The organism is Endozoicomonas numazuensis (genome assembly GCF_000722635.1).
Classification (GTDB): domain Bacteria; phylum Pseudomonadota; class Gammaproteobacteria; order Pseudomonadales; family Endozoicomonadaceae; genus Endozoicomonas_A; species Endozoicomonas_A numazuensis.
The window spans coordinates 135427-160483 of sequence record NZ_JOKH01000008.1; the positions used below are offsets into that span (position 1 = coordinate 135427).

27 protein-coding genes and 1 tRNA gene are annotated in these 25057 nt (G+C 46.8%); 14 read left to right on the forward strand and 14 right to left on the reverse strand.

Features of this window, described 5'->3' with window-relative positions:
• Positions 1-16: 16 nt before the first annotated feature.
• From GZ78_RS23760 to GZ78_RS23775, 4 genes are all read right to left on the reverse strand, one after another.
• Complete coding sequence (locus GZ78_RS23760; RefSeq protein ID WP_152558915.1) at positions 17-928, reverse strand: hypothetical protein; 912 nt, start codon at positions 926-928, stop codon at positions 17-19.
• Positions 929-1279: 351 nt separating this feature from the next.
• Positions 1280-1588, reverse strand: coding sequence for a HigA family addiction module antitoxin (locus tag GZ78_RS23765; protein WP_034841873.1), 309 nt, complete (start codon positions 1586-1588; stop codon positions 1280-1282).
• A gap of 4 nt (positions 1589-1592) precedes the next feature.
• Positions 1593-1886, reverse strand: coding sequence for a type II toxin-antitoxin system RelE/ParE family toxin (locus GZ78_RS23770; RefSeq protein WP_034841874.1), 294 nt, complete (start codon positions 1884-1886; stop codon positions 1593-1595).
• 107 nt (positions 1887-1993) lie between these two features.
• Entirely contained in the window at positions 1994-2569 is a 576-nt protein-coding gene (locus GZ78_RS23775) for a restriction endonuclease subunit S (RefSeq protein ID WP_051786494.1), read from the reverse strand.
• Between the two features lie 165 nt (positions 2570-2734).
• Between GZ78_RS23775 and GZ78_RS23780 the strand changes: the two genes are divergently transcribed.
• A complete protein-coding gene (locus tag GZ78_RS23780; RefSeq protein WP_034841875.1) occupies positions 2735-2998 on the forward strand; it encodes a hypothetical protein in 264 nt (87 codons plus the stop codon).
• Positions 2999-3049: 51 nt separating this feature from the next.
• Here the strand turns inward: GZ78_RS23780 and GZ78_RS23785 are convergent.
• Positions 3050-3126: transfer RNA gene (locus tag GZ78_RS23785), tRNA-Arg, on the reverse strand.
• Positions 3127-3555: 429 nt separating this feature from the next.
• Between GZ78_RS23785 and GZ78_RS23790 the strand changes: the two genes are divergently transcribed.
• Positions 3556-4005 (forward strand): c-type cytochrome, encoded by a 450-nt coding sequence (locus GZ78_RS23790; protein ID WP_236631676.1) that lies wholly within the window; start codon positions 3556-3558, stop codon positions 4003-4005.
• 39 nt (positions 4006-4044) lie between these two features.
• Here GZ78_RS23790 and GZ78_RS23795 read toward each other — a convergent pair whose 3' ends face one another.
• Positions 4045-4983, reverse strand: coding sequence for a universal stress protein (locus GZ78_RS23795; RefSeq protein WP_152558916.1), 939 nt, complete (start codon positions 4981-4983; stop codon positions 4045-4047).
• Positions 4984-5291: 308 nt separating this feature from the next.
• Here GZ78_RS23795 and GZ78_RS23800 point away from each other — a divergent pair, with 308 nt between their 5' ends.
• A complete protein-coding gene (locus GZ78_RS23800) occupies positions 5292-6521 on the forward strand; it encodes a GGDEF/EAL domain-containing response regulator (protein WP_034841880.1) in 1230 nt (409 codons plus the stop codon).
• Between the two features lie 147 nt (positions 6522-6668).
• On the opposite strand, the gene GZ78_RS23805 is transcribed toward GZ78_RS23800, so the two are convergent.
• Positions 6669-7283 carry a LysE family translocator gene (locus tag GZ78_RS23805; protein WP_034841882.1) on the reverse strand — a complete coding sequence of 205 codons (615 nt, stop codon included), beginning with the start codon at positions 7281-7283 and terminating at the stop codon, positions 6669-6671.
• Positions 7284-7964: 681 nt separating this feature from the next.
• Between GZ78_RS23805 and GZ78_RS23810 the strand changes: the two genes are divergently transcribed.
• Positions 7965-9632, forward strand: coding sequence for a hypothetical protein (locus tag GZ78_RS23810; protein ID WP_152558917.1), 1668 nt, complete (start codon positions 7965-7967; stop codon positions 9630-9632).
• A 170-nt stretch (positions 9633-9802) separates the two neighbouring features.
• Here the strand turns inward: GZ78_RS23810 and GZ78_RS23815 are convergent, their stop codons facing one another.
• Both GZ78_RS23815 and GZ78_RS23820 read right to left on the reverse strand, forming a co-directional pair.
• On the reverse strand, positions 9803-10606 hold the full coding sequence (locus tag GZ78_RS23815) for a PhzF family phenazine biosynthesis protein (protein ID WP_034841886.1): 804 nt from the start codon (positions 10604-10606) through the stop codon (positions 9803-9805).
• Complete coding sequence (locus GZ78_RS23820; protein WP_034841889.1) at positions 10606-11343, reverse strand: alanyl-tRNA editing protein; 738 nt, start codon at positions 11341-11343, stop codon at positions 10606-10608. The genes GZ78_RS23815 and GZ78_RS23820 overlap by 1 nt, the downstream gene beginning before the upstream one ends.
• A 131-nt stretch (positions 11344-11474) precedes the next feature.
• Here GZ78_RS23820 and GZ78_RS23825 point away from each other — a divergent pair, with 131 nt between their 5' ends.
• The 6 genes from GZ78_RS23825 (at position 11475) to selD (ending at position 18430) form a co-directional block, all read left to right on the forward strand.
• Entirely contained in the window at positions 11475-12872 is a 1398-nt protein-coding gene (locus tag GZ78_RS23825; RefSeq protein ID WP_034841891.1) for an aminotransferase-like domain-containing protein, read from the forward strand.
• Between the two features lie 24 nt (positions 12873-12896).
• Positions 12897-13418: a DUF2878 domain-containing protein gene (locus tag GZ78_RS27850; protein WP_051786495.1), complete on the forward strand. Its 522-nt coding sequence runs from the start codon at positions 12897-12899 to the stop codon at positions 13416-13418.
• 336 nt (positions 13419-13754) lie between these two features.
• Positions 13755-14240 carry a hypothetical protein gene (locus GZ78_RS23835; RefSeq protein WP_034841894.1) on the forward strand — a complete coding sequence of 162 codons (486 nt, stop codon included), beginning with the start codon at positions 13755-13757 and terminating at the stop codon, positions 14238-14240.
• A 222-nt stretch (positions 14241-14462) separates the two neighbouring features.
• Positions 14463-14786, forward strand: a complete 324-nt coding sequence (locus tag GZ78_RS23840; RefSeq protein ID WP_034841896.1) for a hypothetical protein — start codon at positions 14463-14465, stop codon at positions 14784-14786.
• Between the two features lie 373 nt (positions 14787-15159).
• Positions 15160-17244, forward strand: coding sequence for a S8 family serine peptidase (locus GZ78_RS30815; RefSeq protein ID WP_051786496.1), 2085 nt, complete (start codon positions 15160-15162; stop codon positions 17242-17244).
• 133 nt (positions 17245-17377) lie between these two features.
• On the forward strand, positions 17378-18430 hold the full coding sequence (gene selD / locus GZ78_RS23850) for a selenide, water dikinase SelD (RefSeq protein ID WP_034841899.1): 1053 nt from the start codon (positions 17378-17380) through the stop codon (positions 18428-18430).
• Between the two features lie 36 nt (positions 18431-18466).
• Here selD and GZ78_RS23855 read toward each other — a convergent pair whose 3' ends face one another.
• From GZ78_RS23855 to GZ78_RS30825, 3 genes are all read right to left on the reverse strand, one after another.
• A complete protein-coding gene (locus tag GZ78_RS23855) occupies positions 18467-18712 on the reverse strand; it encodes a hypothetical protein (RefSeq protein WP_201772787.1) in 246 nt (81 codons plus the stop codon).
• A 170-nt stretch (positions 18713-18882) separates the two neighbouring features.
• Complete coding sequence (locus tag GZ78_RS30820) at positions 18883-19245, reverse strand: secondary thiamine-phosphate synthase enzyme YjbQ (RefSeq protein ID WP_407919818.1); 363 nt, start codon at positions 19243-19245, stop codon at positions 18883-18885.
• Complete coding sequence (locus GZ78_RS30825) at positions 19184-19315, reverse strand: YjbQ family protein (RefSeq protein ID WP_330217631.1); 132 nt, start codon at positions 19313-19315, stop codon at positions 19184-19186. The genes GZ78_RS30820 and GZ78_RS30825 overlap by 62 nt, the downstream gene beginning before the upstream one ends.
• Before the next feature lie 74 nt (positions 19316-19389).
• On the opposite strand from GZ78_RS30825, the gene GZ78_RS23865 reads away from it, so the two are divergent.
• Positions 19390-19869, forward strand: a complete 480-nt coding sequence (locus GZ78_RS23865) for a hypothetical protein (RefSeq protein ID WP_034841902.1) — start codon at positions 19390-19392, stop codon at positions 19867-19869.
• On the opposite strand, the gene glpK is transcribed toward GZ78_RS23865, so the two are convergent.
• Positions 19866-21347: a glycerol kinase GlpK gene (gene glpK, locus GZ78_RS23870; RefSeq protein ID WP_034841904.1), complete on the reverse strand. Its 1482-nt coding sequence runs from the start codon at positions 21345-21347 to the stop codon at positions 19866-19868. The two genes, GZ78_RS23865 and glpK, sit on opposite strands and share 4 nt — an antisense overlap.
• A gap of 266 nt (positions 21348-21613) precedes the next feature.
• Here glpK and GZ78_RS23875 point away from each other — a divergent pair, with 266 nt between their 5' ends.
• Positions 21614-22153, forward strand: coding sequence for a hypothetical protein (locus GZ78_RS23875; protein ID WP_034841906.1), 540 nt, complete (start codon positions 21614-21616; stop codon positions 22151-22153).
• Between the two features lie 9 nt (positions 22154-22162).
• On the forward strand, positions 22163-22612 hold the full coding sequence (locus GZ78_RS23880) for a hypothetical protein (RefSeq protein WP_034841908.1): 450 nt from the start codon (positions 22163-22165) through the stop codon (positions 22610-22612).
• A gap of 4 nt (positions 22613-22616) precedes the next feature.
• On the opposite strand, the gene GZ78_RS23885 is transcribed toward GZ78_RS23880, so the two are convergent.
• Complete coding sequence (locus tag GZ78_RS23885; RefSeq protein WP_034841911.1) at positions 22617-24158, reverse strand: BCCT family transporter; 1542 nt, start codon at positions 24156-24158, stop codon at positions 22617-22619.
• Between the two features lie 584 nt (positions 24159-24742).
• Between GZ78_RS23885 and GZ78_RS29685 the strand changes: the two genes are divergently transcribed.
• Positions 24743-25057 (forward strand): IS5 family transposase (locus GZ78_RS29685; protein WP_034842137.1); only part of this gene is annotated, 315 nt, incomplete at its 3' end.

Here is a 25057-nt window from a genome sequence, read left to right on the forward strand (position 1 = left end):
GAATACGTGAGTACGCCTATTCAGGATGCAACTCCGGAGGCTGACTCCCCGGTTTGGTAATCACGGTATCGGGCTCAACTTCATATTCACCCTGCCGCCACTCCGGGTAATTCCAAGGCTCCGGAGGGCGGTATTGGCTGGCCCTGTCATCGGGCCAACGCTTCCTGGCATCGTTCAAAGCTGCCTGAGCAGAAGGGCTGAGGGAAAGCTGAATACTGTCTATGACCGAGTCCCGCAATTCATTCATATGCTGCAGACTAGACTCAACCGGGGTATAGCCGTGATACCAGAAATTAACCCGGAGGAAAAAACGTTGATCCAGCGGGATAAATAAATGACTGTCGAAGCTGGCGGGCTGACTGGCCAGGAGTTCTATGCCTTTCTTTTTGTACTGGGCAAAGTCCATATGCACCTCATGGTAAATCCAAGTGCTGCCATTCACTTCTTTAGCACGCCAGTTAATGGGTGCACTAAAGTAGCCTTTTGTTGGCCTCATAGGATACCGAAAGTACAGGTTTCGAATCAGAACCTGCTCGAAGTGGTTGGGGTTAAAGCAGCTCATGGACTCGGGCAGGGCATCAGAGCGACAAACCACCATGGAAAATCCGACACTACCTACCGGGCGCTCTCGCCAGAGAGGGCCGAATAATTCCCACCGTCGCTTGGTGACTCCCTGGGTCCAAAGCCCCGCCTGTTCATGGAGTTCCTTGAACCGCATATCGCCCAGCTGCTCTATACTGGTAAAGCTTCGGCTGTCGTATAGATTGATGTGAGTTTTGACCGGCTCGGCAGGGAACCCTTCATAATTATGATGAGGTGGCAGCTCTATCTTGAGAAGACTACCAGAGAAGTCTATTTCATAGCTTTCCCGCTCATAACGACCAGGAATCCAAGGGCTTTTACGTGTGGCAAAAAGTCGTTTCAACATCCTGTTTCTACTTCTTTTGAGAGGCGGCTTGGGAAACTCGATACTTCGATCTGGATTATTAGCCGATCCAATATTTTCCAAACAGCCTCTGTGAATCAGACTATGCAACTGATTTAACAGTGCCACTGATACTAAATCATGCCTGGTTAGAACACCATAGTTCTCCCGTTCCATGACTGGCATGCTTTAGAATGGGCGCTATTACTGCAGAAATGACGCTGTGACTGGAAAAGGTGTTGAAAAATTCTTCCGCTGGTGTCTGGCTGGCTATGCAAAATGATCATGACCTCTGAAATCTTAAGCAGAGTGAGCAGGATGTTACCCCATACCAGCCCGATGCCGCCTGATAGATTAACCCGTTTTCAATGCAACAACAGGCCTTACCGTTTTGGATACCTCGTTATACCGGTTTCGGGTATCCCAAAGATCGCAGGCATGCTGAATGTTAAGCCAGAACTCAGGCGTATTACCTAAGGCTGCAGCCAGCTTGATCGCCAATGGTGCGGTCAATACTGTTCTATCATGCAGAATGTTGCTGACCGTGTTTCGGTGAACCCCCATAGCCTGAGCCAGATCAACCACCTTCAGTGCCATCGGTTCCATAAATTCGATTCTCAGCATTTCGCCTACGGATACAGGTCTTCTTTTGGTGGCTCTCATGGTTTTATCCTCTGTATTTATGTGGGTCAAGGTGTGTATCTACAGCCACACCATCTATCCACTTGAATACCAGACGGTATTGTTTGTTGACCCGGATTGAACACCATTCACTGAGGTTATTCGTTAAATGCTCAAACCGGTTTCCGGGAGGTATTCTTAAATCTGATTCGTTATTAGCTCCATCCAGAATTTGTATTTTTCTGAACAGCGCTGATTCAAGCCTTTTTGGTATCCGTCTATTTGGCTTATCCTCTTCATAGAAGGACTCCAGCCACTTGTCTCTGAATTGAACGGCCATACTTACCCGATATGCATAATACCATTGTGCACGAATAAGTTTATGCACAATGACATTATGCGTCAAGCTTCATTCAGAATGGACGCAAACGCCCTGTGTTTTAAAAATCACACTACCTTGATTTTACCGGTGACAACGCTGTTGATCAGTGTTGCCCGGTATTCTTTCAGCTTGTCGATTTGCTGTTGCTGGAGGGTGATGGCTTTGTCTATTTTGGAAGACTCTGACTCAATATGAGTAACGATAGCCTCCTGTTCATCGAGCGGTGGCAGTAACGTTAGCAGCTGCTTATATTCATCCCAATATAACCGCTTTCTGAAATCAGTAATCCCTTTGGAAAACCGATCCATCTGCTGAATGAAGATTGGAGTACGATATTGATACTCATAGAATTTGGAGTTAATCGCACCAATGGGTGAAGCAATAATATAAGCTGGACTGACCATCCCTTCGACACGAACCGCACCGATAGCCCCTTGCCACGCTCTCATCATATTGAACACAATATCACTCGGCTGAACTCGATTGTATTTGGATTTATCTTCAATCTTCACCCGGCCTCTAATGTTTTCTTCATCAGAAACCTCATCATCTGAAACACCAGAGTGAATAGAAACCATCAGCAATGGCAGTCCTTCCCGTCCTGGCTTCACTCGCTCTTTGAATAGACTACGGTTGGCCACTACTTCCCAATGCGCCGGAATCTTCCCAATCCACTCAATACCTGAATCACAGCATCAAATAACGTTCATGCGTTTACCCTGGGTATTGATCAGGGCATTTTCGGTGCTGCGTTTAAGCTGAGTAAAGAAGATCGTCTTCCCTCATCACTAAAAGAAACGTTTAACTTGAATTTATCCTGGTTTCAAAAATCCCTTCTAACACCGAACATTTTTGAAGACAGTAAAAACTTGTTGGGAGTTTGCTGGTTTAAGAATGCTCAGGTAGAAATCATCAACAAAGTCAGAGAGCTCGTGCCTGTCCTTGAAACCTGCGGACTGGAAGTTTCAGAGATGAGGTCAGACTCTCCCGGAACTGTGATCTATGAAGACAGTCAGCAGGTTGTTGCTGTTCCCCAAGCGGCTTTGGACAGTCAGGGAATGTACAAATAGAAACGCAGAATAAAAAAAATGCCCAGTTCAAAAAACTGAGCATTTTTTGTATGGCGCACCCGATAGGATTCGAACCTATGACCTCTGCCTCCGGAGGGCAGCGCTCTATCCAGCTGAGCTACGGGTGCTGGAAAGCCGTACTTATACAGAGGCTTTCAGCGGAGGCCAATATTACTGATCAGCCTCCTGCCTGTCTATGGCTTTTTGCCGCAAAAGCGGTTTTAGCCACTGGTAATTCCAGCTGAACAGCTTTCGCCCGGTCAGTCAACTGTCTATAAATCCCCTGCTCTATCGTAAAGACTCTGCAAGGAAAGCGCTGTTTTACCTCCCTCAATTGTTCTATAATCCGCGATGCTTAAGAACAATTCGGTTACTGGTGTCCTGAGTACATAGTTAATAAAACCATCATAATGGTTTATTCAGGTTCACAAGATATAACCATAAACAGCATAAGCGTTGAGGAGTCTGCCGTAGCCATAGTGCCAGGTGACTTGAATGATGTGCCACTGGTGTAATACATGGTGCCGCAGGCCTTTGTCGATATAGGGGATAAGTGAGTGTCTCGGGTAACTCAAATACGTACGTTAATTGCCTTGATCGGGGGTCTATTTTCCATCCTGGCTTTCGCCAAGCCTGTTGAGCTGGATGAAATTTCCCGTAAAGAAGTAGCCGAGCGAATTGCTCCTATTGGCTCTGTGTGCAAAGAAGGCGAAGAGTGTGCCGCTAATGTTGGCGCTACTGTCAGCACCACCAGCGGTCCTCGTTCCGGTGAACAGATCTTCAACCAGTTCTGTACCGCCTGCCACACCTCAGGTCTTCTTGGTGCTCCCAAGAAAGATGACAAGGCTGCCTGGGAAACCAAACTGTCTGCAGCGGGCGATTTCAGCAAGCTGTTGGGTAATGCTATTGGCGGTATAGGCAGCATGCCTCCCAAGGGAACTTGTATGGATTGCTCTGATGAAGAAATGAGCAACGCCATTGAATTCATGAGTGGCCTCAAGCCCTGATACGCTTTATGCGTTCAAGGCTGCTAAGTCCGCTGGCTCTCAGGCCAGTGGACTGACAAACCCATCCGGCTTCACTGCCAGAATGGAACAATAGATATTATTCAGAATATTCTCGGCCGTATTCCCCATCAGCATTCCCTGAGCATGTCGACTCAGAGTCCCCATCACGACTAAATCCACATTAATCTCATTGGCCAGTTTCTGTATCTCCCGGGCTGCATTTCCCTTCAACAAATGAACGTTGACTGTTTTGGAATCTGGATCAATACCCGCTTCTGACAGCGCCTTTTCTAACCTCTTTTGATAACGTTGATGAGTGCTTTCCTGCAATTCATAGATTTCTTCATCACCCAGCATTCGTAATGCTGGGTTATTCACTGGCAAATTCCACACAGTCACTACATGCAACTCTGCTTCTTCCTGACTGCTGAGATAATGGCCATGGAGCAGCAGACTTCTGTTCAGGGCAACCGCATCACTGTCCGGATCACCGACATCTACCGCTACCAGAATCCTGCCAGTAAAATCAGGGAGCTGATCCCGGCAGGCCATCATCAATACCGGTACCGGACACTTCCTGAGCAGCGCCAGATCATTACCCGTCAACTGATTACGGGCTAGCGCTCCACAAGGGTCGGCCAGTTTGATGACCAGATCCACGCCAAACTCATCAATCAAGCCAGAGATTAACTGCCTGGGCTTACCTGCAACAATATGAACTTCTGCCTCAATACCTTCTTCCCACGCAAGCTGTTTCACTTTCTCAGCATCCAGCTCCAACTGTCTTCTCATGGCGGCCTCCAGCTTGCCTTCCAGTGGAATAAACTGGAGTTTGCGCATCACTTCCAGACTTTGATCAAAGAAGGCCATGACCAGTCTGGCGTTATTATCAGCCACGAGTCTGAAAGCCTGTCTTAACTCGAGTTCACTGGTATGACTTCTGGTGATAGCGATCATAACAGTCTTGAAAGCATGCATATTCAACCCCCTCAACGGATCAGTGCCTTGAACAGAATTTGGAGTCCGAAGAAACAAGAGAGAAACCAGATCATGTGTTCTGAAATGCTTCAGACTCACGCTCTAACTGGAGGAAGTATTGCAGCCTCTGAACTTTTTGCCTGAGGTTTTGAGCAAAATTAGACTGATGAAGGGCAGTAGAGTATGACTTTTATCAGAAGAGCCCATTCTCACCGGTCTACCCTTGTAATAGCCCCCTCAGAAATGGGCCTCAGGGACGGACTGGCAATTCATAAGCCACTCTTAAAAAGCTAATAACGGACTCCAGCATGAATGGATCATTCAGTGACCTCAGCATTCTGATTGTAGAAGACCATGACTTTCAAAGGATGGTTGCCGAACAAACCGTCAGGGGACTGGGGGTCAGTCAGTTGATGGTCGCTGCCGACGGTTATCAGGCATTAGAGAAACTCGAAAAAAGCTCGTTGGCTGACATCGTTATCTGTGACCTGGATATGCCAGGTATGGATGGTATCCAGTTTCTCGGGCATCTGGCCGACCGCAACCTTGCCAAAGCGATTATTCTGGCCAGTGCTCTGGAGCCTTCCATTATCCGCACAGTGGAAGACCTTGCAGTTGAACATGGCCTGAAAGTACTGGGAACACTACCCAAACCTATTTCACTGGAACGTCTCAGAGAACTGATGGAACTGTACTTTGGTGACGAGCCTGATGTAGCGTCCAGACAAGAAGTACAAACTATCCATTTCAATGAGACAGAGCTGGAAGAAGCCATTGATAACAATGAGTTTGAGCTCTACCACCAACCCAAAGTCATGGTTCATAGTGGCCGTCTGATCGCAACTGAAGCGCTTTGTCGCTGGAACCATCCTCAAGGATTAATCAGCCCTGCTCACTTTATTCCTTTAATGGAAAGCACCGGGCTGATCACAAAGTTGACCTACAAACTGTTCGATCAAGCCATAGAGCAAATCAAACACTGGCAGAATGAAGGTCGAGCTATTTCCGTGGCCGTTAACCTTTCAGTCATTGTGCTTTCCGACACTTCACTGCCTGATCAACTGTTTGAAAAGATAAGGGCCAATGGGTTAGCTCCAGAACTCCTGACTCTTGAGATTACCGAAAGCAGTTTGATCCAGAATGCAGCCAAAGCCCTGGAATCTCTGGCCAGACTCAAAATGAAGGGGTTCTCACTGTCGATTGATGACTTTGGTACTGGCTATTCCAGCATGCAGCAGCTGAATCGCATTCCTTTCTCAGAACTCAAGATAGATCGCTCGTTTGTACAGGGAGCCTGCAGCGATAATACTCGAAAAGCCATTATTGAAGCCAATATAGGACTGGCACACACTCTGAAAATGAACACAGTTGCAGAAGGAGTTGAGAGTATCGAAGAATGGCAGCTATTGAACCACTTAAACTGCGATATGGCTCAGGGCTATTTCATTGCCAGACCCATGCCAGTCGAAGAATTGAAAGAGTGGGAGAGAAACTGGATCAGCCAACTGCCCATTACACCATCCAAGCCTACCCTTTAAGCCCTCTGAATGTTTTTTGTTGACGCCAGACGTCCGGACTGGCTCCAATCCATTTGCGAAATGCCCCTCTTAATAAAAAGCATCATAACTTTAACTCAAAAGAGAGTTTCCGGAACCTGTAAATAGACAGGGTTCGGAACAATGACTTCAAATCATTTCATTAATGACCGGAATAATAGACAGCACCAGTAAGAGAGCCATAGTGATATTGAACACCCTTTGATAGGACGGCTGCTGCAAAACCTTTTTCAAACGAACACCAAAAAACAGCCAGGCACCCACACAGGGAACCGATGTCAGCAGAAATGCCAGAGCAATGACAAGTACCTGCAGAAATACATCACCAGAAACCGTTGTATAAGCAGCAACAGCACCTGTCGCCATAATCCAGGCCTTGGGATTAACCCATTGAAACAAGGCAGACTGCATAAAAGTCAGTGGCTTTGTCTGGCTGCCCTTTAAATCAGCAGGTGCAGACTTGGCAATCAACCAGGCAAGATACAGAAGGTAAGCAATACCAAGCACTTTGATAATATCGTGCAGAGCTGGAAAAAGGTCAAAGACAGCTCCCAACCCAAGGCCCACACATAGCACCATCAGAGGGAACCCCAAACAAATACCTAAAAAATGAGGCAGGCTCTGACGGGTACCATAATTCATGCCCGACGTCATGATCATGACATTATTGGGGCCCGGGGTAACCGTGCTGGAAAAAGCAAACGCTAGCAGCGGCCACAAGATAACACTCAACTCACCACTCATTTCAACCTCCTGATACGGTTATCTGGCCTTCTAATTTGATGGTGTGGGTCCAAGGTGAGTTGGCCCTCAAACGCTACAACGGGAAGAGGCTGCTCAACAGGCGTTCGTGGTTGAGGCGAGCATCCTGCCAGTATGGTGGCGGCCAGCAATGTGGAAATCAGACTGCGCTTGGGTAGGTTTTAGCTCATAAAATCGGAGTCAACGACCTGAACTGTTGCAAGACCCTTGACCCTTGATTGCACCTGAAAGCTCTGTTGAAAAGTAGGCGAGATGGAAGGAGGCAGGGTAAGTGGTTGAACAGGTAAAAATTGTGGAGGAAAGGGAACCAAATGCTTAGCTTGCGATCAAAGCACGTATGAATCATTTAACTGGGACAGAAGTCCTGAGATTAGATAGGGAGTCAGTTTGTTGATGAATAATACTGTGACATCAGGAGGCGCTAGTTCTCTTAAAGTGCTAGTTGATTTAACTCCTGCAGGGAGTGTAGAGGAAGGGGGATCAGGTATCACCTTAGTTGCTGGGCAGAAGTTCACCCCGGCTGCAAGGGGTTTTCCTGATGCTGTGTCGCCAAACCTGAGTGAACGAACCACTACCTCTTCTGAATTGTTAAAGATGGAGGCAGATCTCTTGTTGGGACCTCTATCAGGTATTGAGGCTGGTGATACGGATTTTGACGATGCATTGCTTGATGAAGATTTGCCTCTGCTTGATGAAGATTTGCCTCTGGATGACAAGACTGTTTCAGGACAAAAGTCGGCAAAAATTAAGCCAGTAGAAATCCAGGCAGCAGAGGCTGAGGAAAGTGAACTTGAAGAAGGTGAGCTTGAGGAAAGTGAGGCTGAGGAAAGTGGGGTTAAGAAAATTCTGGCTGAGCAAATTTCCATAGCAAGAGAGAAATCTTTGCATACTGGTCGGATGTCGTCAGATTCTGTAGTGACTAAGAGAAAGCCGGTTCACGAACGATTGGGTGTTGTAAGCCGAGATCATGATACGGCATCGAATACACTGGGTTGTAAACTCAATAATATTTTCCAGAACGTTAGATCTACCAAGGATAAAGATGAGTTGGAAAGACTGTTGACGGCTGCTGAGTTCGAGATAAACAAATCGCCAGAACGTCGAAACTATAATACCACGCATCTTTGGACTTTGATTAGAGTGCGTGTGTGGCAGGCAATGGGTAGTAATGAGGATCATCAGAAAGTTCTGGCGTTGGTTGGAGGCAATAATAATTTTGGTTATCGCTGTAGTGTGGCCTATTCACAATTGGCTCTTGGTCAATTGGATGAAGCCTGGGAAGGTTTTAAAGGTCTTCTGGATCTTCCGCCAGGTGATTTGACTAAAATTCGACAGCTAAATGTATGTTTAGGGCTGTGCAAAGTTGCAGAGAAGTTGGAGCAAAAGGATTGTTCAACGGCTTTATCTTATTGTAATACGTTAATGCGCGACGGCAAATTAGGGGATAGAGACAAGGATCGACTCCTTACTGCAAGTTTGAATCTGCTTTCTTCAGCGTCATCTGACGTAAATAGCTTACTTGGCAATCTAGCATTGGCGGCACGTAAAATTAATGAAAATTCCGAGCATGAAGCATTGACTGTTCTGGATGCACTGGAAATTGAAGAAAATACCGAAAATATCGGTAGTGTGTTGTATCGAAAAAGCTTTTTAAGCTTTAATGCAATACACCGGTTGATCAGCAGGGAAGGATACGACGCTAGTCATAAAAGTGATTATATAAAAGTGCTCGTAGATGCGCAGGGGGATTGCGAAAAGGCTGTATCTCTCAGCTCGGACGAGAAATTTAAAGGCAAGATTTCTTCTTTGAAGGGGCATGTTGAAAAGTTGATATCGACTTTATTTAGTGGTACCCCAGAAGTGTCTTTAAAGCTTAAGAGGCAAAGTAAAGCCAGTTATTCCAGAGCCACTCGACATGACCCGACCAGGGGGGGTAACTACAAGGGTCAGAAATGGAGGCAATCCGAGCATCGTGCACATTCGGTAATAAGAGAAAAAGAGGCGAGGCACGGTATACGCCCTTCTGATGATCAAGTGCCCCATTTTTCCCGTTCTGAGGCTGGTCGTGATCGAAGTCGTTCACCTCGCTCTTCTTATCGCTCTTCCCGTTCTGGAGCTGGTCGTGATCGAAGTCGGTCACCTCATTCTTTTCATCGTTCATCTTATCGTTCTTCCCGTTCTGGGGCTGGTCGTGATCGAAGTCGGTCACCTCGTTCTTTTTATCGTTCAGCCTATGATACCGACAGGTCTTATTCACGGCATTCGCAAAGCGGCTCAAGGCATCGTTCGTCTCATGAGTCTCAATATACTCCTAGCCCGGATAATTCATAAATTGCTGCGATGATCACGCAGAACCTTGTGGCACTAAGGAATTTGGCGATTGAGTGCCATAATTCATGACCGACGTCATGATCATGACATTATTGGGTCCCGGGGTAACCGTACTGGAAAAAGCAAACGCTAGCAGCGGCCACAAGATAACACTCAACTCGCCACTCATTTCAACCTCCTGATACGGTTATCTGGCCTTTTAAATAGAGAACCGCACTTCCACGGAGCAAAACCCTATCTTCAGTCCATTCACATTCAAGCTGCCCCAATCTCTGGGAAATCTGTTCAGCTTTGAGCGTTTTTTTACCTAAAAGTTCAGACCAATAAGGTGTAAGCAGAGTATGAGCTGATCCAGTGACCGGATCTTCTTTAATCCCGACCTCTGGCCCACCGAACCAGCGGGATACAAAATCCACATCCATTCTTTCTGAGCGGGCAGAAATCACTACACCACGCACTCTACTATTTTTCAGTCCGGTAAAGTCCAGTTCCAGACTGGCAACCGTTTCTTCATCAGGAGCGACAATTAACAAATCATCTCTGTTAAATCTCGAATCCAAAGCTTCGAAGGGAAGTTGTTTAGCAACTTCCTCGGGAATAGGCTCACGCGTGTAGGAAGCCGCCGGAAAGTCCAACTCTATCGAGTCTTCTATGAACCTGACTTTTAAAACACCGGACAAACTTTCAAAAGACAGTTCTGCTGACTGATCTCCAAGCTCATGCCGAATCACATAACTGGCTGCCAGTGTCGCATGCCCGCACAGACTGACTTCTGTCCCGGGTGTAAACCAGCGAATGTGGTAATGTCCATCTGCCCCTGAAATAAAAGCAGTTTCTGAAAGATTATTCTCCAGAGCAATACGCTGCATCAGCTCGTCTGAAAGCATCTCTTTTACCGGACAAATAGCTGCAGGATTGCCACCAAACAATTCATTGGTAAAAGCATCCACCTGATAAATCGGAAGTACTTTCATCACTCACTCCGTTCTTTTGTTGTGTGATCAAAAACGATTTGGACTCGCTTGTTGTTCCTGCCCTTGCTTTCCACTTTGGCGACCCTGACTAACCCTATTTCCCCGGTTCTGGCGACATGAGTTCCACCACATGGCTGAAAATCCGTATCGTGAACCCGGATCATTCTGAGCTGACCGGTTCCTCTAGGTGGCTGGACAGACATTGTTTTCACCAACTCAGGCTGCTCATCCAGAATACTTTCATCGAGTATTTCTACAGAGACGGGCAGATCTTTCTGAATCAAGGCGTTCAACTCATCTGTCAGCTGCTGCTTATCTGGCAATCCCTCCTTAAGACAGAAATCCAACCTGGCCTTGCGATCAGTCAAGCCTCCACCTGTCACACCTTCTGGAATAACAGCGCACAAGAGATGCATACAGGTATGCATACGCATATGGGCATACCTTCTGTCCCAATCCAGTTTCAGGGTCACAGCAGCACCTTCATTCAATGAAACAGTGGGCTCTTCCAGAATATGGAGCACTCTTCCTGTCTCTCTGCAGCGACGGGTATCGTTGACTTTTAAAACTTCTCCACTTGCCGTCAACAGCGTGCCTGTATCTCCCGGCTGCCCTCCACCTGTGGGATAGAAAATCGTATCGGCCAGTACCAGGTGATTCTCAGATGCCTCAAGCACAGTGGTCTGGAGCTGTTTCAAATAAGGATCAAGCGTATAAGACATGAGAGCATTCGACATAAATTGTCACCATACAATTTAGTTTTTATTTTAATTTTCAATTTGATTGCAGTTTAGATGCTGACTAAAATGGTGCAATTCTTATATTGTCACCATGACAATCATGACAATCATGACAAACAGATAAAAACATGAATGACTGGCACCCTAATCTGGACCGGTTTTCCGGCCCCAAATACAAAGCTCTGGCTGACGCGATAGAAGTAGCCATTACGGAAGGTGAACTTAACAGCGGCGACCGCCTGCCCACTCATCGGGCTCTGGCCGACCAGTTGGGTGTCACTATCGGCACTATCACCCGGGGATACGCTGAAGCCGAGCGACGTCGTCTGGTCACCGCAAGAGTAGGCAGTGGTACTTTTATTCTTGGCAAAGTATGGGAGAAGAGAGACTTCTCAGTCCCTGAGCCTCAGGAAACTGACCTAATTGATCTCAGTCTGAGCCTACCCGTTCCTGCTCGCCGAGAGCAGGTTCTGGCCAAAAGTTTGAGTTCAATCGCCGAAGAATGGCAGCATCTTTCAAGCCTGCTGGACTACCACCCGGAAACAGGTATTGCCCGACACAGAGAAGCCATGTCGCGCTGGATGCGCTATCACGGAATGGAAGCCGACCCAGATCATATTCTGATCACCTCAGGGGGACAGAATGCTAACATGCTGACACTCCAGGGACTCCTTAGACCCGGTGATATTATCGCTTCAGAACATCTTACGTATCCGGGCTTTATCAATGCAGCCAGACAATGGCAACTTCGACATATGGGACTGTCGATGGATCAGCATGGCCTGACCCCAGAGGCACTTGAGGAGTGCTGCAATCAATTCAAGCCCCGTCTTCTTTATGTGATGCCTAACCTGCAAAACCCTACCGCCACCGCGATGCCATTGGGTAGACGACAGGAAATTCTGGACGTAGCCCGTAGGCATAACCTGGTTATTCTGGAAGACGATGCTCAGTTTATTCCGCCTGAAAACCGCCTGCCTTCTCTCTACAGTCTTGCACCAGAAAGAGTGGTCTATACCTCAAGTTTTTCTAAATCTCTGGCAGGTGGGCTGCGAGTAGGATTCATTGTCAGCCCTGAAGACCTGCACCAAAAGATCAGGGTAGCCATGCGCAATAATTGCTGGAGCGCGCCCCCATTAATGTCTGAAGTAGCCACTGAATGGATTGATTCAGGGGAAGCCTGGCAACTGACCGCCTGGCAACGTGAAGAGATCCTTCATCGCCAACTCATTCTGGAAGACACTATTGGGCACCTTGATATACAGTCACAGCCATACAGTTTTCATGCCTGGCTCAAGTTACCAGAACCCTGGCGTGCAGAAACTTTTGTGCAACAGCTTGAAAGTAAAAATGTTAAAGTTCTGCACTCTGAAGTCTTTGCGGTTGGCAGCTCGGCTGTTCCTCAGGCAGTAAGAATCTGTATCAGCAGCCCATCATCAAGAGAGCGACTCAGACAGGGGCTGGAAACAATCAGTGACATGTTGGCCTCTGAGCCCAATCCGATTTTGAGACCCATCGTCTTTTAAATGGTCTTTTAAATGGTTTTTTAGATGAAACAATTGAATGCTTCCTGGTTAAACAGTGCCCTGGCTTTAACGGGCTGGCTGATTTGTATGGCAACGCAGTCAATATGGGCTATTGCCGCCACAGCAGTTATTTTGATGATACATTTTTCCACCTCTGGCTCCTGGAAAAAAGAACGAGAGATTCTGGTGATTACCCTCATTCTGGGTAGCGCCCTGGATAGTGTCATGAGTAACTTGAGTATTCTTCACTTTACCGGAGATAGTCGTATTCTCCCGTCCTGGCTGGCTTCCGTCTGGATAATGCTGGGGTTAACCATTCGCCACAGCTTAAGCTGGATCAGTAAAAACAGACGTATAGGGAATCTCTTTTTAATTCTTTTGACCGCAGTGCACTACAGCTTGCTGATACAGTTCACGTATGTTTCTTCCTATCTCCCAAACTGGCAGTCAGTCATTATTCTTTCACTATCCGCAACGGTTTTAATCAATATTATTATGATTTTTTCAGATGTATGGCTGGAAAGATATCGACGCCAGAACCCGTGATGATTACCCATCAATATCAGGCTTATCTATTCGATAGGCCTGATACATTAACTCATTCATTAAGTAGAAATAAGAAAACAAAACCTATTAAAAATGACTTAAGCAAAAATAATAACCTAACTAAACATCCTCCATGACAAGGAATCTCTATCACCTGGCACTTAACAAAAAATTATGCACTAAATAAGGTCATTCTTAGTAACGTTTACATAAAACTATCATTTTACATACATAAAATATTGCATGATGCACTCATTTCTGTGTAGCCTGACAGCATTGTCAGGTGATGAGCGCTAGATGCCATAGCGCACAAACAATAACAAAGGAGCGTATTTGATGACCGCCTCAGCATCCCCTGTTAATGCCAGTGACTTCTTGAATCAAAAGGCAGCTGATATCAAGTCCTGGTACGAATCAGGCACTCAGCCAATAGAAGGCCTGAATGTTCGAAAAATGCCAGCTCGGGTGGAGCCCCTTGATTTTATTCCCAAACAGGGTAAAAACAAAAACAAGGCCCGCTTTAAACTGATTGTCAGTAAGAATTTTAAGCTCTGGTCAATGGATCTTGAAATTAGTTTTTTCTGTCAGCCCTGGCTCAGCAATGATGGTATAGCCAATCCTCCCGGGTTGCTATTTTCGGTTATTGATGATGAAGAAAAAGTTCACGCTATTGAATACCTGCCCATTGTATTCAACTATGAAGAAGACGCCATGGACGCACAACAGTGGTTCAGTTTCTGGGTTCAAAAATTCTTGAAAAGGCCTTCAATCAAGATAGTCTTTGCTTACAAACAACTACTTTCCTCTGAGCTGGAGGACTGAAATATCTTGTTATCGGTCTATGAAACGCCTGAAAGGTGCTTAATAACCGGAGCCTAATCTGTACTTGTGCAGGTATTAAGGTAGGCTCCTTCGCTGTCTTTACAGGCCATTCATTCAAGGTCTTTTATTACTCTGTAATCGATAGATAAAGGCTTTTCCCGAGGGGTTATTCTATCCAAGCTGTAACAAATGCTATTTCACTGCTCACATGAAGGAAAAATCATGCCCCGCCTATTCCTATTATTTTTCACTCTTTCGCTGCCTACTCTCTCAAGTGCAGAAATCAATTCGTTAACAAACCGTTGGATTGCTGCATTCCACCCTGATCAGGTAACCAGTTGTGATGCAGAATCGCTTCTAAAAAAAATGGACACTCTCTCTTCAAAAGCACAACTCACTCTGATTCGGCCTTATAACCCCTGCGGCATAATCTTCTTATCTGATTCACCTCTGGACATTGAAAACCTGAAAAACAGTCCTTCGATTCAATTTATAGAACCAGACGGTTTTAACCAGATTCAACCAGTCATGCCACCCATAAAATAACAACAATAAGCAGAACCTATCAGATCATATAAAAGCCATACTTTTACCTATACACACAAAAAAAGTAACACTATAAATACCACTTAATAAACGACTACGCACTTATTAATAAGAGTGATTATTAACATACATACCACTTCTTCCTATCAATATTTCGCCAACAACCCCACAAAAAACAAATCAGCAATAAAAATCTGTTTGAATTCAAACAGGATTAACTGATTTAATCTATTGTCTCTCTCAACTCAACTTTGGGTTGAGAGAGCGATCGATAAATGCTGAATCCCAGTATCTTATGGATAAACAATACTCTTCAAATCTGGAAAACCCTTTCGAAACCAGAGAGTATTAAATATGGACATCTATAAAAATAATGAAAACCACAAAGCACACCTTATCAAAGCTTGCAGGCTCAATACTGCTATCGACAGTAACCACTGTTGCCATGGCAAATGAGTTGAGCAACGTATCAAACAACACAGACCGTTTGATTATTAAATACGCTTCTCCCATGAATGCAATGGCCATATCTTCTGACCCGGTCATTGCCAATATCACTGGCAATCAACTTCTTAATGTTCGACCCCTGACAAATGGAGCCAGTGTCGTTGATCTCGGAGAGTTGAAATCACTGGAGGATATGCAGGAACTCGCTGCAGAAATAGCACAACAGTCCAACGTCCTTTACGCAGAGCCTGATTACATGATGTATCCCATGGCCACTCCAAATGACACTCGTTACAACGAGCAGTGGCACTACTTTGAGTCTGCTGGCGGTATTAACCTGCCTGCCGCCTGGGACATCACAACGGGGTCCCCAAACATTACCGTTGCGGTAATTGATACCGGTATTCGAGCCCATGCAGACCTGACCCCTAACATCGTTTCAGGCTACGATTTCATCACGAACACCAATGTGTCACAGGACGGGAATGGCCGTGATAGCGATGCGTCTGACCCCGGTGACTGGACGCCAGCAGGTGCCTGCGGTAACGGCTACCCACCTTCAACGACTGAAAGTAGCTGGCATGGAACCCATGTTGCCGGCACCATTTCTGCTGCCAGTAATAACAACACAGGCATTGCCGGTGTCAGCTGGAATACCAAAATTCAGCCTATTAGAGTTTTGGGTCGCTGTGGCGGGTATACATCTGACATCGTCGACGGTATGCGCTGGGCTGCAGGCCTTTCAGTTTCAGGGGTACCTGCCAACCCTACCCCCGCCAAAGTGCTTAATCTGAGTTTGGGTGGCGGCTCACCCTGTAGCCAAACCTATAAAGATGCGATCAATAGTGTCAGAGCTGCTGGAGCCACTATTGTTGTAGCAGCGGGTAACAGCAATCAGGATGCATCGGGTTTCTCACCTGCCAGCTGTGACGGTGTTATTACTGTCGCCTCTAATAAACGCGACGGTGGTCGGGCATTCTACTCTAACTTCGGTAGCGTTGTTGATGTAGCCGCTCCAGGGGGTGAAACCCAAAACCCTGCCAACGGAGTGCTTTCTACTCTCAACGGAGGATCTCAGACTCCAGGTAATGACAGCTATGCGTTTTATCAGGGAACCAGTATGGCTGCACCTCATGTTGCTGGAGTAGCAGCACTGATGTATTCAGTTAAGTCCGACCTGACACCTGATCAAGTTGAAACCACTATTGAGAATACAGCCAGAGCTTTCCCTTCGGTGAGCACTCGCCAATGCTCTACCAGCAGTTGTGGAGCAGGTATTGTTGATGCTCATGCCGCGCTTCAGGCAGTGAACGGTGGTGGTACAACTCCCCCTCCCTCAGACAACGACCTGGAGAAAGGCGTAGCTAAATCCGGACTCAATGGTAGCTCTGGTCAGCAGCTGGAATACACCTTTGAGGTGCCAGCCGGAGCCAGTAACCTGTCATTCAATATGTCTGGTGGGACAGGCGATGCCGATCTCTATGTTCGCCACGGCAGCAAGCCCACTACCAGCAGCTTCGACTGCCGTCCTTATCGTTCAGGGAACACTGAAAGCTGCTCATTCAGCTCTCCCAGCACCGGTACGTGGCACGTTATGTTGAGAGGTTACAGCGCCTTCTCCGGAGTATCTCTGGTTGCAGATTACACAGCATCCAGTGGTGGTGGCAACTCTGACGAATTCTCTAACACCACTCCTGTCGCCATTCCAGATAACAAAACTACAGGTGTCACCAGCTCAGTGAACAGTACTCGCAGTGGTGATTCCGGTACCGTGACGGTTAGCGTCAATATCACTCACACTTACCGTGGTGACCTGAAGATTCAGCTGGTTGCACCTAATGGCCAGACCAGCGTACTGAAAGAGGTCAGTAACGACAGCGCAGACAATCTGGTCACCAGTTATCAGGTCAATATGTCTGGCGTTGAATCCCGGGGTTCCTGGAGCCTGAAGGTCAGTGATCACTACAGAAGGGACACTGGTACCCTGAATAGCTGGAGCATCCGGTTCTAATCAGACGCAAGCAGGAGCCCATTGGGCTCCTGTCCTTTCCTGAATGCCTTGAGCTTTCAAGCATGAAATTGTCTTGAGTCCAACAGACTGCTAGAGTGCATAGCTTTCCTGTTTATCCCTCTTGAGCACTCCAATGAATTCTGTAGATACTGACCCTATCAAGCTGACTGAATACAGTCATGGCGCAGGTTGCGGCTGCAAGATTTCCCCCCAGATTCTCGATGGCATTCTGAAAACAAATCTTCAGTTACCGGATTTCCCCGGGCTCATTGTTGGTAACTCCAGTAAGGACGACGCGGCTGTTTTTGACTTGGGCAATGGTGAAGGTGTCATCAGTACCACCGACTTCTTTATGCCTATTGTTGACGACCCTTTTGATTTTGGACGGATCGCTGCCACCAATGCGATCAGTGACATCTACGCCATGGGGGGTACGCCCATGATGGCTATTGCCATTCTGGGCTGGCCAGTGAATATTCTCCCCCCTGAAATTGCCGCAAAAGTGGTGGATGGCGGTCGTCAGGCCTGCGCCGATGCAGGCATACCGCTGGCAGGAGGACACAGCATTGATGCACCTGAGCCTATTTTCGGGCTGGCAGTCACTGGCAAAGTGCCACTGGAACAACTCAAGCGTAATGATCAAGCCAGAGCCGGAAGTAAACTTTATCTCACCAAACCACTGGGTGTTGGCATTCTAACTACCGCTCAGAAAAAAAAGCTTTTAAAAGAGGAGCACAGCCTCATTGCCCGTGATGCCATGTGCACACTCAACAAGATCGGTGCCACACTGGCTCAATTGCCGGGTATCAGTGCCATAACGGATGTCACAGGCTTTGGCCTGCTGGGGCACCTGATCGAAGTCTGCGAGGGCAGCAAAGTCGCTGCAAAAATCAAGATGAGTCGCTTGCCTCTGCTTCCACATGTCCATGACTATCAGCAGCAGGGCTGTATTCCAGGCGGTACACTGCGTAATTTTGACAGTTATGGCCACAAGGCTGCACCTATTACTGAAGAGCAAAAACAGATTATTTGTGACCCTCAGACCAGTGGCGGACTATTGGTTGCTGTAGACAGACAGAGTGAAGAAGAGTTTCTAGCCATCACCCGACAATTTAGCCTGTCACTGGAGCCTGTTGGAGAGTTGGAAGAATATTCAGAGGGGCCTTTGGTGAGAGTCGAAGATTAATAAAAAAGCCCGACAGAGTCGGGCTTACAAAGTACATCAGATGGGTCGGTTACCGTATTCGCTCGAAGGCTTTTTGGGCGGATCTGCAGTAATGTTTGATGGTACTTCTTCAATCTCTCCTCCAGAATTCAGGAACGCTTCAATCTGAGCATTCATGCTTTCTCTGAGTTTCTTACGAGATTCTACTGTGCGCTGATCAGCTGGTTCGTCTCGACTCCCCAGAAAACTGATATCAACACCATCAAAACCAGCAGCAGCTTTTTTCGGCGTTCTCCGTGCCATAGCTATTTCCTCTTGGATACTGGTCGTGGAGCATTAACCATGCCCCAACCCTATTTAATTATGACTTTAGTTCCGATTTTTTATAGTTATAGTCCAGCGTAAGTAAAACGCCAGTCGGTGAGAGTCCTCCATTGATCTTCTTGTTATTAAAAAACTTTATAAAATTATAATTACCTATATAAGCTACCTTGTAAAGTCACAATCGAGCGACGCCCTCCTCCTCGCTCTCTGTGCTCCCCCAACCAGATTCCCTGCCAGGTTCCCAGATTGAGTTGCCCCTCAGTAATGGGGATCATGACACTGGCTCCCCAGAGGCTGGACTTTACATGGGCCGGCATATCATCTGGTCCCTCAAGAACATGGCGATAGTAGTCGGCATTATCCGGAATAGCTTGAAGGGAAAATTCTTCCATATCGTGACGTACATCCGGATCTGCATTCTCATTCAGGGTTAGGGAGGCCGAAATTGTCTTAAGTCCGACAGGCTCCCAGACCCACCTGATACTTTGAAAGCTCTGGCAACCGAGACTCAATTTCATCCGTAATCAGATGAAACCCACTCTCTTTTTCCGACAATTGGATCTGTTTCTGAAACCAGCCCATATAAAGTCTTCTCCTGTTTTGCCGAACTGCATTGAGCCATTGAAGCCCTTTAGCCAGCTTAACAGGCCTGTTTCATGATTCAGAGATTTCACCTCGCTCTCTTAGCAACTTTTTCTTTACTGACGGTTTCTTCCTATGCCTCACCTTTAAATAACTTTGGTTGTGACTTTCTGGACATGCAGGCCTTTTATATGGAGGAATTGGGAATCAGTGGGGTCACTATCCTCCACTTGACGAAAAGAATGGATAAACCAGGTTTAAAGGGGTTTGCCAAAAAGATAGGGCCTAAAAAATATCTGATAGCACTGGCAGAAGGGCTGGAGCCCAGTGAAATACGAGTGACCATGGCTCACGAACTGGTTCATGTCCGTCAGCTGGAAGAAGGTTCTATTGAAAAAAAAGAATTCGAAAAGCATTACCTTGACCGAAGCTTTGAAGATGAAGCTTTCCGACTCAGCATGCCGCTGGCTGCCCGGTTCTTCACCTCTCACACATGCAACGATGAAGAACCAGACAACCCAATACATCAAGAAAACGAACAGATAAACCGTTAATCGCTCCAGTGCTGACTTCTTTCTACGGCTTTTTTCCACCCTGCGTAGAGCTCTGAGCGCCTGTCTTCAGCCATTTCAGGCTCAAACTCTTTATCGACCTGAACCAGCGTTGACAACTCATCCGTATCTTTCCAGAAGCCCACAGCCAGCCCTGCCAGATACGCTGCACCGGCTGCAGTAGACTCAATCAACTCTGGCCTTGCCACGGTGACATCCAGAATGTCTGACTGAAACTGCATCAGAAAATCATTGGCTACAGCCCCACCATCCACTTTCAACTGACTGAGTTTAATGCCGGAATCCTGTTCCATCGCGTCAATCAAATCTCGGGACTGATAAGCAATGGCTTCCAGTGTAGCCCTGACAATATGATTACGGTTAGCCCCGCGAGTCAGGCCAAAAATAGCGCCTCTCGCATAGGGATCCCAGTAAGGAGCACCCAGGCCTACAAAAGCGGGTACGACATACACTCCGTTAGTGTCTTCTACCTTGCTGGCAAAATAGGCAGTATCCGCAGCATCACGAACCAAACCGAGCTCATCCCGCAGCCACTGAACAGAAGCCCCTCCCATAAAAACAGAACCTTCAAGCGCATAGGTCACCTGACCATTAAGGCTATAGGCTATGGTCGTCAGCAATCCATGAGTGGACTTAACAGGTCTGTCTCCTGTGTTTTTAAGCAGAAAGCAGCCTGTTCCATAGGTATTCTTGGCCATGCCTTCCTGGATACACATCTGACCAAAAAGAGCCGCCTGCTGATCTCCTGCAATACCTGCAACGGGAATATCGCTTTTTCCTACGCGGGTATGACCATACACTTCCGATGAGCTTTTCACTTCTGGCAACATGCTGCGAGGAATACCCAGCTTTTCCAGAATAACGTCATCCCAGTCCAAGCTATGGATATCAAACAACAGGGTACGTGAAGCATTGGAAGCATCCGTGACATGAGCTTTGCCATCCGTCAGTTTCCAGGTCAACCAGGTATCAATGGTTCCAAACAGCAGTTCGCCACGTTCTGCCTGTTCGCGCGCACCTTCAACGTTATCCAGAATCCATTTAATCTTGGTACCTGAGAAATAAGCATCCAGTACCAGACCGGTTTTTTCCCGCACGTAATCCTCAAAGCCATCTTCCCGAAGCTGCTCACAAATATCCGTGGTTCGACGACACTGCCAGACAATAGCATTATGAACCGGTCGACCGGTTTCTTTATTCCATACCACCGTCGTTTCACGCTGATTGGTAATTCCAATGGCTGCAATTTCCTTGGAGGAAATACCCGTTTTTGCCAGTACTTCAGTCAAAACCGCACGCTGGGTTGCCCAAATCTCCATAGGGTCGTGCTCTACCCAACCGGCTGCCGGATAATGCTGAGTGAACTCTCTTTGGGTTACACCAGCGATCTGACTGTTGCGATCAAATAAAATCGCTCGACTGCTGGTTGTCCCCTGATCAATGGATAGAACGTAGCTCATTCTGTGTCACGCCTTCTGTTTCTCACCTCATCATGACTTTGAATGCTGCGACTGCCATGCTGAGGGGCGGCTTAAACCAAAAGCTTTCAGTAGAAAGCCATTTTGTTCACGCGCTTAAATTAGTGTTTTTTCATTAGTAGTCAGGGTATTTTTTATCACACAGGATCACAATACCGGACAGGTACGTATAGTTATCGAGATAATTGCTGAACCCCGCGCGAAACCCTGCTGACAGGAAAACACAACACATCTCAGGTACTATCCACATGAACTATATACAGAGCACCTCAAATGGCATCCTCCCTGAACGCAGGATTGAGGAATTTAAAAATCCTCAACATCATCCGATTGGTTATCCTGCTGGCCAGAAGCCTGTCGAAAGGCTTGTTGATTTGATGTCCGGTGTAGGAGGGCTTGGAACACTGACCGATGGAAGTGGCCAGTCCACTATTAGACTGAAAGAGGGCCTTACCGTCCCTGTCCAGCCAGGCAATCAGCCTCTGTGCATATTCTCCAGCTGGGTAATGAAAAAAAAGTTTGGAACTGCCATGACCGTCACCCGGGAAGCCGCCTTTATCTTAAGTACCCGCGCACTATATCGACTGGAAGTAAGCAAAGATAGTCAGGTCAACATCCGCTGGCAGTACGACGATGGTCAATCGTCTACCACCAATGGAGATCTGACAGCACCCACTGTTTTTGACGAGGGTCGCCTGATTGCTTTTGGCTTAAATGATGGCCGTGAGCAGGGTCGAACAGTAGTTCTTAAAACAGCAACCGAAGCAATCAATAATCGTATTGTTTGACAGCAGCCCATGTTCAAGCCAGGAAAAAGCTTTCTGGATAACACTATGGTGGGATACGACAAGAGCCTTATTGTTCAAAATAACTTTGGCGGCGCTTTCTATGAGCTGGTTGAATATGAACCCGGCCTGGCCCGTGTTGATGTTCGGGATGATTACAGTGACTGCGATACCATTTGGGAAAACTATACCGTTTCATCACAGACCCCCCCTCGCCTATCTACGGGTGATGGGCACGTCTATCAGTACTCACGAAAAATGGGCACACCGGAAGATGTTCACGCCTGGTATTTAAGTGCTCATGATTTTGAAACCGGAGCCGTCAGCTCGGAGTTGTTTGTTGCCAGTGGTGAACGGGCTGACAACCCCATGCTCTCCATCGACTTCATGCCAGAAAATGTCATGGTGAGTGGTGTGCGTAACGGTATCCTGATTCTGAGTGATAGCAGTGTGCAGAAATGAGCACTTAAAGTCCCTGCTGATCTGCCATCTTTCTGGCAATTTTTGGAGCATTCCACAAAGATGGCAGCAGGATCAGAGAAACAGGTACAGCGGTAATAACAATAAATGACTGCAACGCCGATATACCACCGGAACCTATAGAAATCAACAACGCAGCTACCACGCCCATCATGACTCCCCAGAAAACACGGACATACGCCTGAGGATGATCGTTACCGGTCATCACCATGGATACGGCATAGGTCATGGAATCACCTGTGGTCGCCACAAAAATAATGGTCAGAAGAAGAAAGGCTACAGAAATCAGTAAATCGGTGGGTAGCTGACCGGTGATGGCAAACAAGGCAGCAGGCAAATTGGTTCCAGCAAAAGGTTCTGAAATAATCCCGGGATTCTCCAGCTCAAGAGACAAGCCAGTGCCCCCTAATATTGCCAGCCATAACGTGGTCATGAGTGGGGCTAATATCGAGGTCAGCACAATCATTTCCCTAATGGTTCGACCACGGGATATGCGCGCGACAAACATGGCAGTCAAAGGCCCATAGCCCAAAAACCATCCCCAGAAGAAGACTGTCCACCAATCCAGCCATTCAGAACTCTCTCTAAAGACAGCCATGGGAATAAATTTATTCAGGTAAATCCCAAAAGAATGAAAGTAACTGTTAAAAATGAAGGAAGTAGGACCAAAGGAAAGGAGGAATACCATCAATACAATTGCCAGCAACACATTCGCACTGCTCAGGAGCTGGATACCTCGTGTAACACCACTGACAGCAGAAACGGTGTAGATGCTTATTAAACCAACCAGCACCATGAGTTGCAGACCGTAGGTATTAGGTATACCAAACAACTTTTCCAAACCATAGCCGACCTGTAATCCCAGAAAGCCTATAGGCCCAACAGTTCCTGCGACTACGGCCAGCACAGAGCATGCGTCAACTATCGTTCCCAGGGGGCCTGTAAGCGCTTTTTCTCCAAACAGCGGATATAGCAATGTGCGGGGTTGAAGAGGAAGGCCTTTTTCATAATGTAAATACATGAAAACAATGCCCGTTAAACTACTGAGAATGGACCAGGGTAGAAACCCCCAGTGCATAAAACTCTGAGCCAGAGCATTATAAGCCGTATCGATTGAACTACTTCCCTCACCAAATAAGGGGGGAGGAGAGATAAAATGAGCCATTGGCTCCGCTGCTGCCCAGAACACCCCACCACCGGCCAGAAGCGTGCACATAATCACTGATATCCATTTAAAGTTGCTCAGTTCCGGCTTATCTAACCCTCCCAATCGCACTCGTCCGGTTCGCCCTATGACCAAGGCAAGGCTAATAATAAATGTTGCTAACAGCAGAACCTGCCAATAGAAACCGAACAATCGGGTGGAAGCGTAAAATCCAGCACTGATCCAGCGGGAAACCATTTCAATATCGTGCAGGGACAAAAGTACAAAGAGCCCTAAACTTCCTCCACTGACCAGAAATACCGGCAGATCAATTTCAGAAAACAAGCTTTTTGGGGGGATCACAGACTCATTATCAGACAGCATTGAGTGGTTGTTTCATTGGAGAGATGCCAGTAAGTATATTGACTGAATCCGGATCCCGCGAATCAGATAGCCGAATGATAGCCATTTTTAGAAAGAACAAACGTTCCATTTATTGGTGCATACTCAAACAGTATTACTTTTCAGACATTGCCCTATAACTCAGAGACAGCTCTATTAAAATTTCACGCTTTCGATACCCTCATTTTGAAATCATCCAGCCATTGATTTTTGGAATATTTCCCTATCAATGGATTAACTGTCAATTAGCTGAACAGAGGTGTCAGGCTTAATATCAAGCGCCTCAAAAAAGTGTATAACAGGCGCTAGGAGGCTGACCGAGAATAGCGTCCGAGCATAAAATTCAGTAGAACGAGTCAGCTTTTTCACTGAATTTGTGCGAATAGTTGACCTATTTAAGCAAATTCAGTGGAAAAGATGGCCGTTCTTTCTGGATTTCAGGCCGGGCTGTCTATTCTCGGTCAGCCTCCTAGGGGGTGTTCTCATCTGAACGACCTATCAGCTCGTCATCAAACTGACCAAAAAGCCAGCTGATATTCAGCTAGAATGTATTATTTTGGTTTGTTATGGCTCGCACAGTACTCAAAGATGAACAGTGGGATCGGATCAAAGACATGCTACCAGGTAAAGCTTCTGACCCTGGACCAACAGCTAAAAACAGGCTGTTTATTGAAGCGGTTCTCTGGATTGATCGCACTGGTGCTCCGTGGAGAGACTTACCCGAAGAATTTGGTGATTGGCATAACACGTACAACCGATTTAGTCGCTGGTGTGCAAAAGGTATATGGAATCGAGTCTTTGAAGAACTGAATAGGGATCGCGATATGGAGTACCTGATGGTTGACGGCTCAATCATCCGAGTTCATCAGCATGGTGCCCCC

Coding starts and splice junctions, on each gene's coding strand:
- GZ78_RS23835 (WP_034841894.1), top strand. CDS start 13,755: ATGACCGCCTCAGCATCCCCTGTTAATGCCAGTGACTTCTTGAATCAA.
- GZ78_RS23885 (WP_034841911.1), bottom strand. CDS start 24,158: ATGCTGTCTGATAATGAGTCTGTGATCCCCCCAAAAAGCTTGTTTTCT.
- GZ78_RS23880 (WP_034841908.1), top strand. CDS start 22,163: ATGTTCAAGCCAGGAAAAAGCTTTCTGGATAACACTATGGTGGGATAC.
- selD (WP_034841899.1), top strand. CDS start 17,378: ATGAATTCTGTAGATACTGACCCTATCAAGCTGACTGAATACAGTCAT.
- GZ78_RS23855 (WP_201772787.1), bottom strand. CDS start 18,712: ATGGCACGGAGAACGCCGAAAAAAGCTGCTGCTGGTTTTGATGGTGTT.
- GZ78_RS30825 (WP_330217631.1), bottom strand. CDS start 19,315: ATGGGCTGGTTTCAGAAACAGATCCAATTGTCGGAAAAAGAGAGTGGG.
- GZ78_RS23865 (WP_034841902.1), top strand. CDS start 19,390: ATGATTCAGAGATTTCACCTCGCTCTCTTAGCAACTTTTTCTTTACTG.
- GZ78_RS23840 (WP_034841896.1), top strand. CDS start 14,463: ATGCCCCGCCTATTCCTATTATTTTTCACTCTTTCGCTGCCTACTCTC.
- GZ78_RS23765 (WP_034841873.1), bottom strand. CDS start 1,588: ATGAGAGCCACCAAAAGAAGACCTGTATCCGTAGGCGAAATGCTGAGA.
- GZ78_RS23805 (WP_034841882.1), bottom strand. CDS start 7,283: ATGAGTGGTGAGTTGAGTGTTATCTTGTGGCCGCTGCTAGCGTTTGCT.
- GZ78_RS23795 (WP_152558916.1), bottom strand. CDS start 4,983: ATGCATGCTTTCAAGACTGTTATGATCGCTATCACCAGAAGTCATACC.
- glpK (WP_034841904.1), bottom strand. CDS start 21,347: ATGAGCTACGTTCTATCCATTGATCAGGGGACAACCAGCAGTCGAGCG.
- GZ78_RS23760 (WP_152558915.1), bottom strand. CDS start 928: ATGTTGAAACGACTTTTTGCCACACGTAAAAGCCCTTGGATTCCTGGT.
- GZ78_RS23820 (WP_034841889.1), bottom strand. CDS start 11,343: ATGTCGAATGCTCTCATGTCTTATACGCTTGATCCTTATTTGAAACAG.
- GZ78_RS23800 (WP_034841880.1), top strand. CDS start 5,292: ATGAATGGATCATTCAGTGACCTCAGCATTCTGATTGTAGAAGACCAT.
- GZ78_RS23825 (WP_034841891.1), top strand. CDS start 11,475: ATGAATGACTGGCACCCTAATCTGGACCGGTTTTCCGGCCCCAAATAC.
- GZ78_RS30815 (WP_051786496.1), top strand. CDS start 15,160: ATGAAAACCACAAAGCACACCTTATCAAAGCTTGCAGGCTCAATACTG.
- GZ78_RS23770 (WP_034841874.1), bottom strand. CDS start 1,886: ATGGCCGTTCAATTCAGAGACAAGTGGCTGGAGTCCTTCTATGAAGAG.
- GZ78_RS27850 (WP_051786495.1), top strand. CDS start 12,897: ATGAAACAATTGAATGCTTCCTGGTTAAACAGTGCCCTGGCTTTAACG.
- GZ78_RS23815 (WP_034841886.1), bottom strand. CDS start 10,606: ATGAAAGTACTTCCGATTTATCAGGTGGATGCTTTTACCAATGAATTG.
- GZ78_RS23875 (WP_034841906.1), top strand. CDS start 21,614: ATGAACTATATACAGAGCACCTCAAATGGCATCCTCCCTGAACGCAGG.